Source organism: Calothrix sp. CCY 0018, assembly GCF_963920925.1.
Lineage (GTDB): Bacteria > Cyanobacteriota > Cyanobacteriia > Cyanobacteriales > Nostocaceae > Rivularia.
Genome location: NZ_CAWUDI010000055.1, coordinates 15,962 through 31,616, shown reverse-complemented (window position 1 = coordinate 31,616; position 15,655 = coordinate 15,962). Strand labels below are relative to the sequence as shown.

The following is a 15,655-nucleotide window of genomic DNA, read 5'->3' as shown; positions in this document are numbered from 1 at the left end:
GCTCTTATTAAATCAATTACCGGAATTCTGGTGATTGAAATCAAATATTTGAAATTGGATTACAACTAGGGCGATCGCTTTCTCTGCATCCCGAAAATCTGGGATAAATTTACTAGAAATATGGACATTTATCGGGAGAAGATTCGCAAACCTCCTCAACAAATTCATCAAAATTTTCTAAACGCTTCTTGCTATCGCTTTCATCAAATTGAGCCATGATTGTTTTAAGAATTTTGTTGAAATTTATTTCCTTGAAAATTTTGTCTGCCTTCAAGGGTTGCTTAGAAATATTGTAATTTAGGAACTTTATTTCCGAATCACTTTCAAGTTCTATGACCAATTTGAGATTGGTGGAAGGATTTTTACCTTCTTTTGTCAATGGAAAAGGAAACTGCCAATTATCTGAAGCGTTGCTGCAAGCACCAATAGGACCTGTAAAGTCAATTCCTCCTAAATAATAGTTATCTCCATACATTTTTTTGACAGAGCTTGATTCTGGTACATAGCTGTATGGATGTTGCTCGACAACTTTGTTGGCGTTATCTAACCATAAAAATCGTGATGGCTTGATAATTTTTAGTCCACAAAAGTTATCAGGAAAGATAATTTTATCATCGTATGTTGGTAATATCGAAAGAAATCGAGTAGGTAATGTTATTTCTGGCTTACCATCAATAACACGGCTAAAATCAACTACGATTCTGTAATTTTGGCTGCCAAGGTTTCCTGATGTTAATTTAATGTAGTTTGGTGTAGGAGGAAAGGACTCAGAACTAGGTGAACTTCCCGAACCTGATGACGAACTTCCCACCGGAAAGGCTTCTAAATCAGTCAGGCGTAATCCTTTGGCGGATAATTCTTGTCCTTTATCCAAAAATTCCGACCAGTTTTGCGGCGATCTAATAATGTTACTACCGCTACCACTACTCCAAACACCGATATATTGGCGAGTTCCACTTTCTGAAAAGGATTCTACATCAATTAGCCGTAGTCCTTTGGCAGTTAATTCTTTGCCTTTATTCACAAAAGCAGACCAGCGTATAGGTGCTGTAATCAGATTGCTACCACTACCACTACTCCAGACACCGACATATTGGCGAGTTCTACCTTCTTGAAAAGTTTCGACATCAATCAAGCGTAGTCCTTTGTCTGTAAATTCGTTTCCTTTAGCGAGAAATGCCGACCAACTAAGAGGTGCTGTAATCAAATTGCTACCACTACCACTGTTCCAAACGCCCACATATTTACGAGTTCTACCTTCTTGAAAAGTTTCGACATCAATCAAGCGTAGTCCTTTGGCAGTTAATTCCTTTCCTTTAGCAAGAAATGCCGACCAACTAAGAGGTTCTGTAATCAAATTACTACCACTACCACTACGCCACACACCCACATATTTACGAGTCCTTCCTTCTAGGATAGTTTCGACATCAATTAAGCGTAATCCCTTGGCAGTTAATTCCTTTCCTTTGTTTAAAAAGGCAGACCAGGTAAGGGGAGGGGTAGTAGTATGATTACCACTACCACTGCTCCAAACGCCTAGATATTCATGAGGAGTAACACGGGTTTGAGCGTTAGAAACTTCTGGGTTAATAACTAAAAAAGCAGACAAAAATACTAGCGCAATTGTCTTTAAAGATAAACCTTTCATTGCATATGCTCCTTCAGATTTAATTATTTTAAGTTTAGGTTGTTGGGAGGAGTTTGTAGTCAGCACTAAAGTGCTGCAAAATCAAGGACTAAAGTGCTTACTACGAACTTACGAACTTATTCTTCCTTCAGAAACTGAAAATGCCTATATGTTATGATTCATTTGTAGTTAAAGCCTTTACGTAATCCCTCTTTTTTTTTTAATAAAAATTCATAGTATTTAGAGGTTATTTATAAAGTAAATCTACAGGGTGACCGCATCATGTCAATAAGACCAGCCTATTCTTAATAGGGTCAAAAATAATCTCGTTAGCCCTGCTTGTTTGCAAAGGTTTTAGCAATCGCATCAAGATTTGCAAAGTCAGTAGCCGAAAACTTTTGCGATCGTTAGAAAATTAAAAATTCTCATGGTTCTCGTGGAATTGCTAGAGCGCTAATTGGTGATTACAAAGGTGCAATTGATGATTTTATCGAAGTTGGGTTAAAGATTTGCGGAACGGGAAAAACCCTTTTACGCCGGAAGTGTTGAAATACTTGCTCTATAACAAGCGCTCTCTCCTACTTCTTAATTTTTTCTTACTTACACAGAGAAAGACGATCGCACTCCCGCCGACACCTTTATGTATATTGCACTCCCTTCCAAAACCGCTATCTGCCACACCATAGCCAAAACCCCCAATAACTTCTCCTCCAACTCTGTCAAATAAGCTCGCTTTAACTCCCCCAAACTTTTTAAAACTACAAGCGCTGCTGGTTCCATATCTGGTGAATAAAGTTGTTTTGCTGGGATTGCATGGGAGAAGTAAAAGTTGGGTATTTTATTATTTGGAAATTTCTTATTTAAACATCCTCTTCATCTTTATCTACAATATTTTTAATTATTAAACTACTAGTTAATGCCACTGCTCCTGTCTGAACATTTTTTAAACCTGTTTCTATCAATTCATCACTTTCTGAAACAAAGCCTGCAATTGTTTGACCTGTTCCCCATGCAATTTTTCCAGTGTTTTTAATTACACCAACACCGATATCACTAATAGAATCAACTACAGGTTTTACAACTCCAAACCCTATATTGTCAAAATCAATATTTTTAACTAATTTTCCGAATAGTCCCATGATATTTTCCTTTTGGAATTACATAAACTTTAGAACTAACGTTCTTGTATTTTTATAGGGTCAGGTTTTATCAACTTATGGATGCGACCCGATGGCACTTTACCCCCTGCCGTTTCCACTGCTTGTTGCTAAACTTCCCGCTGTTGAGATGGTTCTAGAGAGGTAAGCGGTCTAACTTGACCTTCTCGTATGGGAAAAATGTCCACAATTTGTGGACACTCAAGTAAATTGTCCACAACGATTGCAGCATCGATGAATTGGTAAGAGCGAGAACGGTTGTACCCGAACCTATCGCGACAATATTCCTCAAAAGTTTTATGAGTAGAACGGTAAAGACGGCGATCGCGTAACTCCATTAAAGCCTTGCCAGCTTCATAGAATGCCCGTTCCACTTTGCGTTCAAGATATAAACGTTGTTGCTCCTCGTCTTCAGTTAGCTCCTGGGATTCAATAATTTCTACCGAAGTTATATTTATATCTTCAGACGGTAGCTGCTTATCACTCATGACTTCACCTCAGCCGCCGCGCCAATTGGATATTGCACCATTAGTTTTTCAATTGGCAGAACTTCAAACGGTGGATCGAAGGGGCGACGATTGGGAATTACTACCCTGGCACACACCGACCCCATTCTTATTGGTAACTCTTCAATGGGTGACGGTAAACAAATCCCAAGTCCGATCGCATTCTCATACCAAACTTTCTGTTCCTGGGTTAACTTCTCGGTGGCGCGTTTTGGTTCTGGATTATCTTGACGTGCATCGGTTGAGGTGTGAGAAGTTGATTTTTCTTGCCACCATCTTTGTTGTAAGCATTTTTTGAGCCAGCCCTCGGCATCGCGGATTTGTTGCTTTGAACAGCGATCGCGGTATAAGGCAAGTGCTTTTCTCAAATCGCCAAGGGTATGTTCAGCAATTAGCTTTTTCAGTCTTGGCGTGAGCTTACCAACCGTAGAGCGGACTTCTGAGAGCTTAATATTTTCTTCTTCCCGTTCGTTGTCCGGTGGAGGAGTTGTATCAACTGATGGGCGATCTGCTTGCAGCAGCGCTTCGCGATCGCATTGTTTGTCCTCCGACGGGGGAAGTGCATCCTCACGAGATGGTAATTCGTTAGTCGAGAGATGTTCGCTGCAATCTTCAACAGGACGAGTAACTGCGGGTTGCTCCTCATTTGTTGGCTCACTAGTTAACTGTTCTTGCTCCAAGCATTTTTCTTTTCCTGCCGCTTGCTTTTGTGGATCTGAAGTCTGAGGATCTGTTATTTGTTGGTGTGTTTCAACATTGAACTCCGAACGCTCTAAATTGCACCTTCGGGATTCAAGTAGCTTATTTAACTCAGAAAGGTTAATTTGGTACTGATAGGTTTTATCTTGTTTGTTATTTGGGTTTGATCGCCTCTTCAAAATTTTCTCATCAATCAAAGTCGCGATCTGCTTGCAGCAGCGCTTCGCTATCGCACTTCTAATAACGTGTAGGCTGTGTTCGCCCATCAAGTCCGCATGAATGTTTTTGAGGGGTTGGTATATCCAAGGAGTGCGGTGGGTTTTGAGTTTCCACTTTGTCCAATGTTTGAAATATTCGATTAGCTTGGCAGCACAGAAATTACCTTTCGTGATTTCTAGATACTCCCGTCTAAGAATGACCAAAATAGATGGTTTTTGTGACGAAATAACGCTCATAAAACTTAAACAACATTTATTAGTGAGTCGGGCAATATTTGTGTAGAGGCGAATCATGAGTGAAAGCACCTCTACAAAAGTCTGCGAAGGAAACGAATGTACTAATTACTCAAAATTTCTGAGATTTCTTAGTTCCCAAGAAAGCGATCGCCTACCTTGGCGCAGAATTGATTGATAAGCATCCGGTGACAACCAAGAGCCGTCCTCTAATTGCTGGTAGCCTTGGGGGATTTCTTCTGGTGGGGTGTTCGAGGGCAAAGTCCAAGGGCGTTTGGGCTTAGCAGAAGGTAGGGCAGCGAAGCGTTGCTCTATTTGTTCGAGGCGCTTATTGATAGGTGTCAGCGCTTGTTCGAGTGCAGCGGTAATAGTAGCGGCGAGAAATTCATTATTAATTGGAGACTGCCCAGTAGTAAGCCACTGTTCAACCCATTCCTCAACTAAATAACCAAATTCATCGCTCAACCAAATACCAAATCTAATCGCAAGCTTTGGATGTATCCAAGTACCCCCACCAGCTTCTGGAGAACCCTGTAATACTTGATATAACTCAATTACGGGAATTCCCGTGTTTGAACTTAAATGTTTTAAAGTCTCTTGTGTACGCTTATTTGACAGCCATTCGCTAACATCGCGCCTTTTCCCAGTTGCTAATTTGTAAGCTTTGGTTAAGGCTGTAGCGTTAATGTAACCGTCCGAATTTCGTTGCTCTACTACTGAATCGTTGATGTTGTGTGCAATTACAGCAATTTTATTCATGGTGAGATGTCCTTATAGCTTTGTTAAAGACGCATCTGGGGATGCGCCATGCAGAGTTTTTTGGAAAAAGAAATATTTATGGCTGCGCTATATCAACTACCAACAACCCGCTTATAGCGATGATTAGAAGCTGCGCTTGCTCCGGAGTTTCACAACGCGGACGCTTTTCAGTTTCAACAGGCTGAGCGACCCATAACCCATCAATATCGGCACGGTAATAAGTACCCAGCAGGTTCATTCCTTGCCAAACTCGGTACAAAGTTCCAAAGTCGCTGTCATGTACCGCGTCAATTTCAAATTCTGGGGCTAGCTCAACAGCTTGTTCTTCGATATATTCTTCCAACTCAAATTGAGCCAGAGCTTGAGCATCAATTCTGGTTTGAGGCATAATGAATTAGACCTTTTATTAAGGGTTGTCAGCAGAGGTGGTAGCGCCTAGGAAACGAAGCCATCTCTGTTGCTTTTATTATCTAATAACTAATTAGTACCTGTCAATTGATTAGTACCATCTAAATGTATTAAGATTAATGGTGTAATCTATTGATATGAATATGAAAGACTTAAGGATTCGTGTCGGCAAAAAAGCAGAGGAAATAGCTGTAGAGCTTGGCGTAGCTGTTTCTACCGTTCGGAATTGGGACCAGCTTAAAACTGCTCCCAGAATGACTCCTATGGGTTTTGAAAAATTAATGAAAGTTTATAAGTGCAGTTTTGATGAATTGGTGCAAGCCCAGAAGGAAGCAGGTATGGGTGAAGATTAGCTTTTAATAACATTGCATAACTATATTTGCATACTATTATGTTTACGGTTTAACCTTTTTATCGGGTTAACAACAAGGACGATCAGCTTTCGCTGCGCCGGGGACGGCGATCTGCTTGCTTTACTCGCTTCGCTATCGCACTTTGATTGGAGTCAGGAGCGATCGCCCTTTAATTTTTAAACAGATTATTTCTCTGTATTACCAATAGTAGTACTTCTGTTGGTGGCACACAAGAGAATAGTGATGTTTCTCTATTACTATAAGTAATGCTACTCTTGGTCATTTATTTATATTACTTATAGTTTGTCAAACCAGGGGTTGCTAACTAACAGTAGTGCTACGTTAAGGAGTAAGAATAAGGTAATGCCCGTGCTAGTAACATTAAAAAAAGTTAGAGAAGATAGGGGTCTGTCACAGAACGAGTTAGCAAGAAGGACTGGTTATAGCCTGCAAAATATTCAAAAAATCGAACAAAATAGGTCATTATCGATTACTTTTGAATCTTTGGAAAAGTTTTGTAGGGTACTTCAATGCCAACCCGGAGACATTTTGTACTGGGAATCAGATGATACATCGGATGAAGAGGAGGTATTATCTGGTGATAAGACCGTTGGGGAGCAAGCTAGTAAATTATCGTCTAAAAAACATGGTTCAAAGCGGACGTTGCGTTCTTCCCACAAGAAAGATTTGGGTGCAGCATAACAATGGTCGGACAATATGACGCTTTGCTCATTATGCCCTTTCAAGACACACTTTGTTAACGCGATCGCCTCTTCGAGGCGCGTGCCGTTCAGCCGCACGGCTGCGCTGATGCTCCAGGGCTACCCAAAAATTAATCTGCTCAGGAAAAATTACTGTAACAATGAAGACGCTACATCTTTAGTAATAAAATATACCTACGGTTCAGTAGATTGTAACCTCAGTACTTTGATTGTAATAAATATATTAAGTACACTAGTTCGCACGTCTGTGCGAACCATGTCAAATATTCACAGCAAACAGATCGCCGTCCCGATGGAGTTAACTCGCCCTCTTTGTCGCGGGAGCGATCGCTCATAGCAAGCGGTGTTATCTCAATACGGTTCGGTTAAGAATTTTTCGTGGTGATTTTGGGTATTAAAGACGCGATGTATCGCGTCTCTACAAGGTTTTTGGTTTGTTAAATTTTCTTATCCGGACTGTATTGGGGGTTGGCGTGCGTTCTAGACTTGTTTGAGCGGGGATTATTTCTTTCAAAGTTTGTATTATAAATATCAACGAAATAATCAGTGTTTCGGGCGCTAAAATTACCGGTCAAAATCCTGCCAAGAATTGATAAATTACCAATTTGTGGCACGATTTAAAATCGCTCAAAATACTGTGGTTATCAAAAAAAATTTTATGGCGCAAAAATCACTTAATTTGGGGTTAAAAAATTTTTGAAATTTTGCGCCATTGCATGGGAATCAACAGCGATATGAAGGAAAAGCTGATGAGATTATGGAGAAGTTAGACCAAATACTTGAGAAATTAAATGGTAGTTAATTACTAGATTGAAATAATAAATTATTACCCCTTACTAAAAATAAGGGAGCATCCCAATGCAGGCAAAAATAAAATTTGTAGTGGGAGTGTCTCGCTCCCTAATATTTACTAGCGAGCAAGATGCTCACAATACAAAAAAATAAATTTACACATTTTGGACGCTCCCCTTATCCATGTCTGAATTCAGAAATATTATTAGTGAAATTGCTTCTTGCTTCTTGTTCGTTTCAAAACTAAACCTGTACCGTAAATACCAAAAGCCAAAACACCTAGATAAGTATTTGGTTCGGGGATAGTCTCTCTACGAACAACTTTATAGTCGCTAAACTCCTCAATTTCAAGAGATGCAAAATTATTTGTGGGGTCAAATAACTGAACACCTAGACCTACTGCATAAGCATCAAGATTATCTGAAAGCTCTAAAGGATCTCCGGTGTAAAGTACACCAATATTATTTGTACAGGTAAAAGGAGCTGATACCGAACATCCACTCGGAAAAGAAATACCGCTAAGATTTCCGACATTACCAGGAATAATACCTGGGATAATTTCCCAATCGGCATTGTCGTTATTTGTATTAAACTCTGGTCTTTCTGGCGATGAAAAAGAAAAGTTAGAAACAGCATCAGGATATAAAATACCTGGAAATCCCTCTGCCCCTATGGATGGAACAGGAGAGGGAGGAGTATCTGTATCCAAAGTGAATGTTCCTGTTGCGCCGTTTATTGTGGTAAAGCTGAAGTCTAGCAGAGCAGCCTGTGCTGGGTTTGAGGTTAAAGTTCCCATCGCAACAAATGCTGAGAAAGCAACAGCAAAAGATAGTTTTAGTTTATACATTTTCCAATTAAGTCAAAATACTGAACAGGCAAAAGCTAATGCTATGAAATCACTATAATCACACTTATTAGCTAGTTAATTGATTACAATCTAAACTATAATTTCTATACAGTATTAAATGTATAAATACTGAGTAAAGTTTCAATATTTTATATGAAATTTATATGTTTTCAGTCCACTCCTGTTTTTACGTATTTTTACTTAGTTAAAAGTATTAAATAATGTTGTTTTGTTTTTGCGGGTACGTTAAGTACTAACGCAAAATAAATTGTATATTGTCTGAAGCGAGTGCAAGGTTCACGTAGTGTGGCGTTAGCCAAGGCATAGCGAAACGAAGTATTCACGCAGCGAACAATGACACAAATAATGAAGGCATACCCACTTAGTAAGTTATTTGCGATTAAGAAGAAAACGTACCAATTCGGAAATTTTGTACGCTAAGAGATTTTTAACCCCTAGAACAACGCTTTTTCGTTCAAAGTAGAGGAATACCGCTTCAGATATAAAACATCAAAAATTCAAAAATATATTTCGTTGTAACTTTATCTGGGTAAGGGTTTAAAATATTCTTTAGACCTGTTAGCGTACAGTTTTTCCAACTTGGCACAGTGACCCCTTACTTAACGAGGCGATCGCCTTTATGCAACGCTGCGCGTATAGCACTTTGATTAGGTAGGCGATACACCGGAAAGGTATCGGCGTTCCGCGTATTGCGAGAATTAAACTTAATTAAATACCCCACCAATACAATATTTGATTTAAAAGTGATGCTTCAAAAGCTTCATAGCATCCTGCCGATGGTAATCTAACTTGACCGTTACTAGACGCAACCATGCCATATTTTGCAACACGCATTGCATAATTTCCATCTAATGGGTAATTCTTCAATGGGTGACGGTAAACAAATCCCAAGAGCGATAGCGAAGCGCTGCTGCAAGCAGCAGATCGCATTCTCATACCAAACTTTTTGTTCCTGGGTTAACTTCTCGGTAGCGCATTTTGGTTCTGGATTATCTTGACGGGCATCGGTTGAGGTGTGAGAAGTTGATTTATCTTGCCACCACTTTTTCTCCAAGCAATTTTCTAGCCAGCCTTCCGTGTTACGGAAAGTACATAGGGAAGTAAATCCCGACTTTTCACAAGTAAGAAGTAGTAAGTAAGAAGTAAGAAGTAATACCTCTACCTTTTAGGTAGAGGATTCAAATAATGATAAATTTGGTTTTTATTCGTCTTTAAAAGACGAGGCTTTATACCATATTTCGGGCTAAAATTTATTACTTCTTACTTATTACTTTTTACTTCGCGACTTTTGCCCGAAGGGCTTTGGTGAAACCCCCAGTAGCACCAAACTGCTTTGCTAAATTCAAGCAAACCTTGTCGATTTCCCAAGAAATAAAGCATAGTAGAGTGCGTTGTGCATTAATGCGGCGATAAGCAGAGCTTGATGCCGAAGGCATCAAGCCAGACGTATCTTGATATAAATCTAAAAGCTGCGACTGGATATCACGGCTTGAAAGATTGCCAGCATTCGTAACAGAGGCAAATACCCGATCAAAAAATGTCTGCGCTGATGGAATAGACTGAACTTGGCGATCGCCAGCAGCGTCAATCCTTACTAATGTCGTCTGAGAAAAGCTGCTCAGTCAAGTGCTGCGTATTTATCCGTTTGAAATTGGGTGACATCTTCTAGCCTGTACTAAGGAAGAAATTTACCTGGTTAATGTATCTGCGAATAATTTAGTAATCGCATAATATTTTCGTTGCGACACACCCTATATTGTCGGGAGAGGGATAGCTATGATGCATAGTGGTACCGTCTTAGAATAGAATTAACCGCATAAAACGGTAAATATTGAACGGCATCCTACATAATTCTGCTTCGCGTACAATGTATAATCAAAAACTAAAAAACTAATTATGCAGCTACCTTCTATATTTAAAACCTGCGTTCCCAGAGAAGAAATATTAGCTGGAGAACTTTCATTAGATTTATTTGCAGCTAAGTTAAAGTTGGTTGTGGAAGGTAATGCTCCCCTTGTTTACCAAGATTCTACCACTTTTTTCAGCAATACTTTTGCTACCCAGGGGTTAAAAACGTTAATTTCGGAAGTATTCGGACGTTTGGTTGGTGATAAAGTCGGCTCTCCGATTATTCGTTTGGAAACTAGTTTTGGTGGTGGTAAAACTCACGATGAAATTGCTTTATGGCATATTGCTAAAAATGGACGAGAAATTCCCGGTTTAGAACGTTTTGCTGACTTAAGTGTAATCCCACAACGTCCGATTCAGGTAGCGGCGATCGCCTGTCAAGATTTAACACCTGTGGAAGGAGTTTTGCACGCAGATACGGGTGTTACTACGTACACTATTTGGGGTGAAATTGCTTATCAAATCGGCGGAATTGATGGTTATAGTTTGCTCAAAGGTTCCGATGAGCAGCGAGTTAGCCCCGGTACGGCTGTATTATCAAGAATTATTCAGGGACAACCTACTGTAATAATTTTAGATGAAATTGCTCAACATCTACGAGTTAGTAAAGCGGTGACGGTTGGTAAAAGCGATTTAGCGCAACAGGTAGTTGCTTTTTTGTTTTCCTTGATGGATTTAGCAGCTTCTAGCAATAATTTAGTTTTTGTTTATACTTTGGCTGATTCAGGTGATAGTTTTGGGGAAGAAACTACGGAAATAAAGGAAGCAATTTCAGCTTCAGCACGTCAGGAAAGGGTTCTTAAACCCAGTACCGATGTGGAAATTTATAATATTGTTAAACAGCGTTTATTTACTAGTATTGATAATAATGCAGCGCAAAATGCAGCAAAGGAATATTTACAAAGTTATAAAGCTAGCAGTATTAGTTTACCCGATGGTTGCAAGGATTCCCGTTATGCTGAAACTATAGCAGCAAGTTATCCCTTTCATCCCGAACTTTTTAGTTTACTTAATAAAAAAATTGCCTCTATTCAAAACTTTCAGCGTACTAGAGGTGCTTTACGATTATTTGCCAGAGTTATTCGTTATTTGTGGGAAAATTCAGCAAACAATTGGATACCTTTGATTCATCCCCATCATATTCCTATCGGTATTGAAGAAGAAATTACCAGCGAATTAACTTCACGCTTAGAACGTCCTTTATTACGTTTGGCGATATCCGCTGACATATATAATTCAGATGGGAGAGAAGCGCACGCTCAAATCCAAGATGGTGAATGGAAAGCTGCTGGTAAACCTGCTTTTTCTTCTTGGGTAGCAAGAACTATTTTTTTACATTCTATCAATCAAGGTGTTGTTGCCGGAATTAGTCGTACTGAATTAAATTTATCGCTGTTAACTCCGGGTTTGGGAACTGGTTTTGTTGATACAGCTTTGGAAAGATTGAGTACCGTTGCTTGGTATTTAGAAAATGATAGTATAACTTCCGTTGCTCGGTTTAAAGAAGAGCCATCAATTAATAAGATTATTTCCGAAGAAAAGCAGCAAATTGGTAAAACGGAAGCCAAAGATGAATTACGAAAACGTCGCGATAGCGTTTTTGCTCCTAAGTTATTCAAATCAATTTCGGCACCAGAATCACCGGGAGATGTAGACGATGTTGCTGATAATATTGCTTTGTGTTTAATTGATTTTAACGAAGCGACAATTTCTGCAACTACGGAAAATGCACCGCCGCTTGTAGAGAAGATATTTAATCAAACGGGGGAAGCGGGAAAGTTTCGGATTTATCGAAATCGATTGTTATTTTTGATCGCGAATAAAAATGAGTTAGATAGAGCAATTGAGAATACTAGGGAATATCTGGCTATATTAAATATTCTCAATTCAGCTAATAGATTACAAGATTTATCGGAAAGCCAGCAGAAGCAGTTAAAACAGAAAAAAGGAGAATTCGATTTAAAAATTAGAATATCTTTAACTAATGCTTACCGTCATTTATTTTATCCTGCCAACGATGCCGTAAAAGCGCCACTCGGCTTGATGCATTATACTTTACCAGCGCAAGATGCTAGCGATATTAAAGGTAAAAATAATCAGCAGGATGTGATATTAAAAACTCTTAAAGATTGTCAGAAAATTCGTTCGGAAGATGCCTTACCTTATGCACCTGCTTATATATTACAGAAAGTTTGGTTAGCAGGATTGCAACATTGGACAACCAAAGCTTTACGAGAAGAATTCGCGAAAAATTTAGGTTTAAATATACTGCTTGATGCGGAAGTTGCTAAATTGCGAGATACCATTCGTACTGGTTTGCAAAATGGAAGCTGGGATATGAAGGTGGGAGAAAAGATGTTTATTAAAACTGATGATATTGAATTAAAATTACCCGATACTATCGAATTTTCGGACAGAATGGTGCTTTATCGTCGCGGAATTCTAGAATTACCAAAACCGCGAGAAATTCAACTTTATACTCAAGTAATGAATAGTACCGATTCTATTAAACCAGTAAAAGTAAGGTGGAAAGCATCGGGAGCTTTGAAAATTACACTTTATCAAAATGGGGAATTAATCCAACAAGAATTTCGTCCCAGCGATGAATACGAAGCCCAAATTGATACAACTACAAACTTTAAAATTATCGCTGATTACGGTAATGATGAAATAGTAGAGAAGGAAAGTCAAGCGAGTATTGTAACTTATGGCAATGGTACACCTAAAACACCCAACGGCAAAGAAAAAGGTGGTGATTGGGATACTACTCCATTATTTAAAGCAAAACCAGAAGAGTTTGAATTAGAAGGAACACCGAATGGAGTATTTAATCAATTAGGCGATCGCATTCACGATGACAAAATTACTGGTATCGAATTAATCGAAATCTCCGTAGACCAAGTAATTGATTATCGTAAATTAATGACGGCTTTACCATTATTAATCAAGTTTCCCATAGAAATTGACCAGTTAGCAACCATTACCGCAGGGGAACAGTTTGTCAGATTAGAATACCAAGGTGCGGTAAAAGGGTTTCAAAGCTTTCAAGGAGCAATTAACGCTTTGTTGAATAGTCAAGATGCCCAAGCCGATGTCATGTTGAAGCTAGAAATTAAATTTTCTTCACCAGTGCAACCAGAAGGCTCAGAAATTAGTATTATTAAAAATGCCCTTAATCGTAATCCAGTTGATAGGCTTAACTTATTAGTAAAAGTAACTTATTAAAACCTAACCCCCCAGCCCCCTTCCCTATGAGGGAATGGGGGGTAATAAGAATATTTTCCTGTTCCCCTTCCCTAGTAGGGAAGGGGTTAGGGGATAGGTTTCTGAGATGCGGGAAGTTATATGCAGCTTTATATAAAAACAAGTATGACAATTAACAAAAAATGCAAGAATTCCAACTACGTGTAGTTCCCATCGATAACAATAACTTTGCCCTGGAATTATATCAGTGTGCTTATAGAAAAGCTGGTGAAAAAAAGCGTCCTTCTGCTAAACGAATTGGACGTTTAAAAGGTAATGCTTTAATTATGGCAAAACAAGCAGTATATGATTGTTTAAAAGCGAATAATTACGACCCCAAAACCTTAAATAACAGTCGTAAAACACCTTATATTGTCAGTGAAGAAACCGGAATAAATTTAGCTTTATTGATTCAAACATTACAACCGCTTTCTAAACCGGAGAGAATTGCGAATATTGCCAGCGGAATTACTGAAATGAGTAACGAAGAATCCCATTACTGGTTTGCTAAAGTTAGTAATGGGAAAAAACGCACCGCTTTAAAAGCGATTCGGGTATTGTTGGGGGATTGATATTATATTTATGGGTAATTGGTAATTGGTAATTGGTAGTTGGGAATGGTGAAAATATTTTAATTTTTTGCTTTATAAATCTTTGAAATTATTAATAAAAACTGGTCTAAAAATAATTGAAAATAAATATGGGGACATAATTAGTCCCCAATTACCGAATATTTAGGAGGTGTTGTATTGAGCAAAAACGGTAATGGTCATCGAGGTTTTTGGAATCCAGTTAAAATCTTTATCCGTCTTTTTCAAGGCATTTGGGAGAAAGAGGATAAGGTATCTGGTGACACATATCTCGTAGACACGGAAGTTGTCAAAGAAGACTTGGAAGATGTGGCTTCGGAACCACATCAAGAGTCCGATAATGGCAACAACTAAATAGAATGATAGCCCCTAACTAGCACCTGGGGGCTATCTTCCTTAATCTTTCTTATATCTTATATTAACTATGTCAAACTTAAACACAACAATTATCCGTCCTGTTTATTACCGAATTATCGAACGTCGCGGTAATGGTTGGGCTTTTAAGCATGGAAAACCCTTTATAAATTTATTTAACTCTCCTTTACTTTCAAATGATGATTTATTTTCAGCATTTAATACTTCAATGAAAAAAGTCGCTATTGAACTTTTCCGCATCAACGGTGGTAAACAAGGTTATTATATCGCCGATATTTTGGATAAAAAATATTACTATTGCGGTAGTGATTGGCAAGATGTCAAAAGTAAACTTCGGGAATTAGGAATTGGTAGGGAAAATCCGATTGTTGATTGATACCTATTAATTCCCAGCATCAAAAATTTGTTGTGCCGTAAGATTTAGTTCGGGAAAAGTAGAAGAAATAATCCGGTCATTTCCTCGGAATAGAGAAACCTGATATTCATTATCAACCAAATTATAAATAGATAAAGTCGGTTGTTTTGGTTTACCGATAAATTTGGTTCCACCTAACCCTAAATAATCAACTACCCAATATTCAGGTATACCAATCTCCTCATATTCACCTAGCTTTCTATAATAATCATCGCGCCAGTTTGTCGAAACAATTTCAATTATTAAAGGTATTGAAGCACCTAACTGTACGGTAGAATATTTTTTCCATAATTCTTCAGATTTTAAAGCCGGTTTATTAAGTACTAATAAGTCCGGGGAGTATGCAGATTCGCTACTAGCTGATTGTACTAATGCTGTTTTCGGTATAGAATACGATAATTGCAAGCGTTTGATTTCAGCAGAAGCTTCAATAGTTAAAAAGCCAGTCACCTCTTCATGTTCCCCTATTGGTTGTGCCATTTCAACTACTGCCCCATTATGCAATTCATAGCGTCCCTTTTCTGGTTTAGTCGTAAGAAATTCTTCAACTGTAATTAATTTGGTTAATAATTGAGCCATTCGATTTTGGATTTTAACAACGGATGCGTTTGTTTTGGATTGTCTTCTTTAACTTTAATATGATATTTGAATATTGTAGGATGTGTTAGCGACAACGTAACGCACCATTTTGAGACATTTTGGTGTGTTACGAACTTCGGCTCATAAACCGCCTTGGAATAAATTCCCAGGCTCATATACGAAGTCTGATAAATCAGACTGG

Annotated in this window: 17 protein-coding genes; 6 read left to right on the top strand and 11 right to left on the bottom strand. The window is 38.5% G+C overall.

Going from position 1 to position 15,655, the window contains the following annotated elements; genetic code table 11:
* Positions 1-112: 112 nt before the first annotated feature.
* The 7 genes from ACM03V_RS29260 to ACM03V_RS29230 form a co-directional block, all read right to left on the bottom strand.
* Positions 113-1,648: a hypothetical protein gene (locus ACM03V_RS29260; protein ID WP_414624323.1), complete on the bottom strand. Its 1,536-nt coding sequence runs from the start codon at positions 1,646-1,648 to the stop codon at positions 113-115.
* A gap of 579 nt (positions 1,649-2,227) precedes the next feature.
* Positions 2,228-2,407: a hypothetical protein gene (locus ACM03V_RS29255; RefSeq protein ID WP_414624322.1), complete on the bottom strand. Its 180-nt coding sequence runs from the start codon at positions 2,405-2,407 to the stop codon at positions 2,228-2,230.
* 80 nt (positions 2,408-2,487) lie between these two features.
* Positions 2,488-2,766 (bottom strand): hypothetical protein, encoded by a 279-nt coding sequence (locus ACM03V_RS29250; RefSeq protein ID WP_414624321.1) that lies wholly within the window; start codon positions 2,764-2,766, stop codon positions 2,488-2,490.
* A gap of 128 nt (positions 2,767-2,894) precedes the next feature.
* On the bottom strand, positions 2,895-3,272 hold the full coding sequence (locus ACM03V_RS29245) for a hypothetical protein (RefSeq protein ID WP_414624320.1): 378 nt from the start codon (positions 3,270-3,272) through the stop codon (positions 2,895-2,897).
* The gene (locus ACM03V_RS29240; protein WP_414624319.1) at positions 3,269-4,444 is read right to left on the bottom strand and encodes a hypothetical protein; all 1,176 of its coding nucleotides are present in this window, start codon (positions 4,442-4,444) and stop codon (positions 3,269-3,271) included. The genes ACM03V_RS29245 and ACM03V_RS29240 overlap by 4 nt, the downstream gene beginning before the upstream one ends.
* Positions 4,445-4,549: 105 nt before the next feature.
* Positions 4,550-5,200, bottom strand: coding sequence for a KilA-N domain-containing protein (locus tag ACM03V_RS29235; RefSeq protein ID WP_414624318.1), 651 nt, complete (start codon positions 5,198-5,200; stop codon positions 4,550-4,552).
* Positions 5,201-5,276: 76 nt separating this feature from the next.
* Positions 5,277-5,588, bottom strand: coding sequence for a hypothetical protein (locus ACM03V_RS29230; protein ID WP_414624317.1), 312 nt, complete (start codon positions 5,586-5,588; stop codon positions 5,277-5,279).
* Positions 5,589-5,745: 157 nt separating this feature from the next.
* On the opposite strand from ACM03V_RS29230, the gene ACM03V_RS29225 reads away from it, so the two are divergent.
* Positions 5,746-5,961, top strand: coding sequence for a helix-turn-helix domain-containing protein (locus ACM03V_RS29225; protein WP_414624316.1), 216 nt, complete (start codon positions 5,746-5,748; stop codon positions 5,959-5,961).
* A 363-nt stretch (positions 5,962-6,324) separates the two neighbouring features.
* The gene (locus tag ACM03V_RS29220) at positions 6,325-6,663 is read left to right on the top strand and encodes a helix-turn-helix domain-containing protein (protein ID WP_414624315.1); all 339 of its coding nucleotides are present in this window, start codon (positions 6,325-6,327) and stop codon (positions 6,661-6,663) included.
* A gap of 1,017 nt (positions 6,664-7,680) precedes the next feature.
* On the opposite strand, the gene ACM03V_RS29215 is transcribed toward ACM03V_RS29220, so the two are convergent.
* From ACM03V_RS29215 to ACM03V_RS29205, 3 genes are all read right to left on the bottom strand, one after another.
* Positions 7,681-8,322, bottom strand: coding sequence for a hypothetical protein (locus tag ACM03V_RS29215; RefSeq protein ID WP_414624314.1), 642 nt, complete (start codon positions 8,320-8,322; stop codon positions 7,681-7,683).
* 729 nt (positions 8,323-9,051) lie between these two features.
* Positions 9,052-9,279 carry a hypothetical protein gene (locus ACM03V_RS29210; protein WP_414624313.1) on the bottom strand — a complete coding sequence of 76 codons (228 nt, stop codon included), beginning with the start codon at positions 9,277-9,279 and terminating at the stop codon, positions 9,052-9,054.
* Between the two features lie 338 nt (positions 9,280-9,617).
* Positions 9,618-9,779, bottom strand: a complete 162-nt coding sequence (locus ACM03V_RS29205) for a hypothetical protein (RefSeq protein ID WP_414624312.1) — start codon at positions 9,777-9,779, stop codon at positions 9,618-9,620.
* 460 nt (positions 9,780-10,239) lie between these two features.
* On the opposite strand from ACM03V_RS29205, the gene ACM03V_RS29200 reads away from it, so the two are divergent.
* From ACM03V_RS29200 to ACM03V_RS29185, 4 genes are all read left to right on the top strand, one after another.
* Positions 10,240-13,476, top strand: coding sequence for an ATP-binding protein (locus tag ACM03V_RS29200; RefSeq protein WP_414624311.1), 3,237 nt, complete (start codon positions 10,240-10,242; stop codon positions 13,474-13,476).
* A 161-nt stretch (positions 13,477-13,637) separates the two neighbouring features.
* Positions 13,638-14,066: a hypothetical protein gene (locus tag ACM03V_RS29195; RefSeq protein WP_414624310.1), complete on the top strand. Its 429-nt coding sequence runs from the start codon at positions 13,638-13,640 to the stop codon at positions 14,064-14,066.
* A 177-nt stretch (positions 14,067-14,243) separates the two neighbouring features.
* On the top strand, positions 14,244-14,438 hold the full coding sequence (locus ACM03V_RS29190; RefSeq protein ID WP_414624309.1) for a hypothetical protein: 195 nt from the start codon (positions 14,244-14,246) through the stop codon (positions 14,436-14,438).
* Positions 14,439-14,508: 70 nt separating this feature from the next.
* Positions 14,509-14,835: a hypothetical protein gene (locus tag ACM03V_RS29185; protein WP_414624308.1), complete on the top strand. Its 327-nt coding sequence runs from the start codon at positions 14,509-14,511 to the stop codon at positions 14,833-14,835.
* 6 nt (positions 14,836-14,841) lie between these two features.
* Here the strand turns inward: ACM03V_RS29185 and ACM03V_RS29180 are convergent, their stop codons facing one another.
* Positions 14,842-15,453, bottom strand: a complete 612-nt coding sequence (locus ACM03V_RS29180) for a Uma2 family endonuclease (protein WP_414624307.1) — start codon at positions 15,451-15,453, stop codon at positions 14,842-14,844.
* Positions 15,454-15,655: the final 202 nt, after the last annotated feature.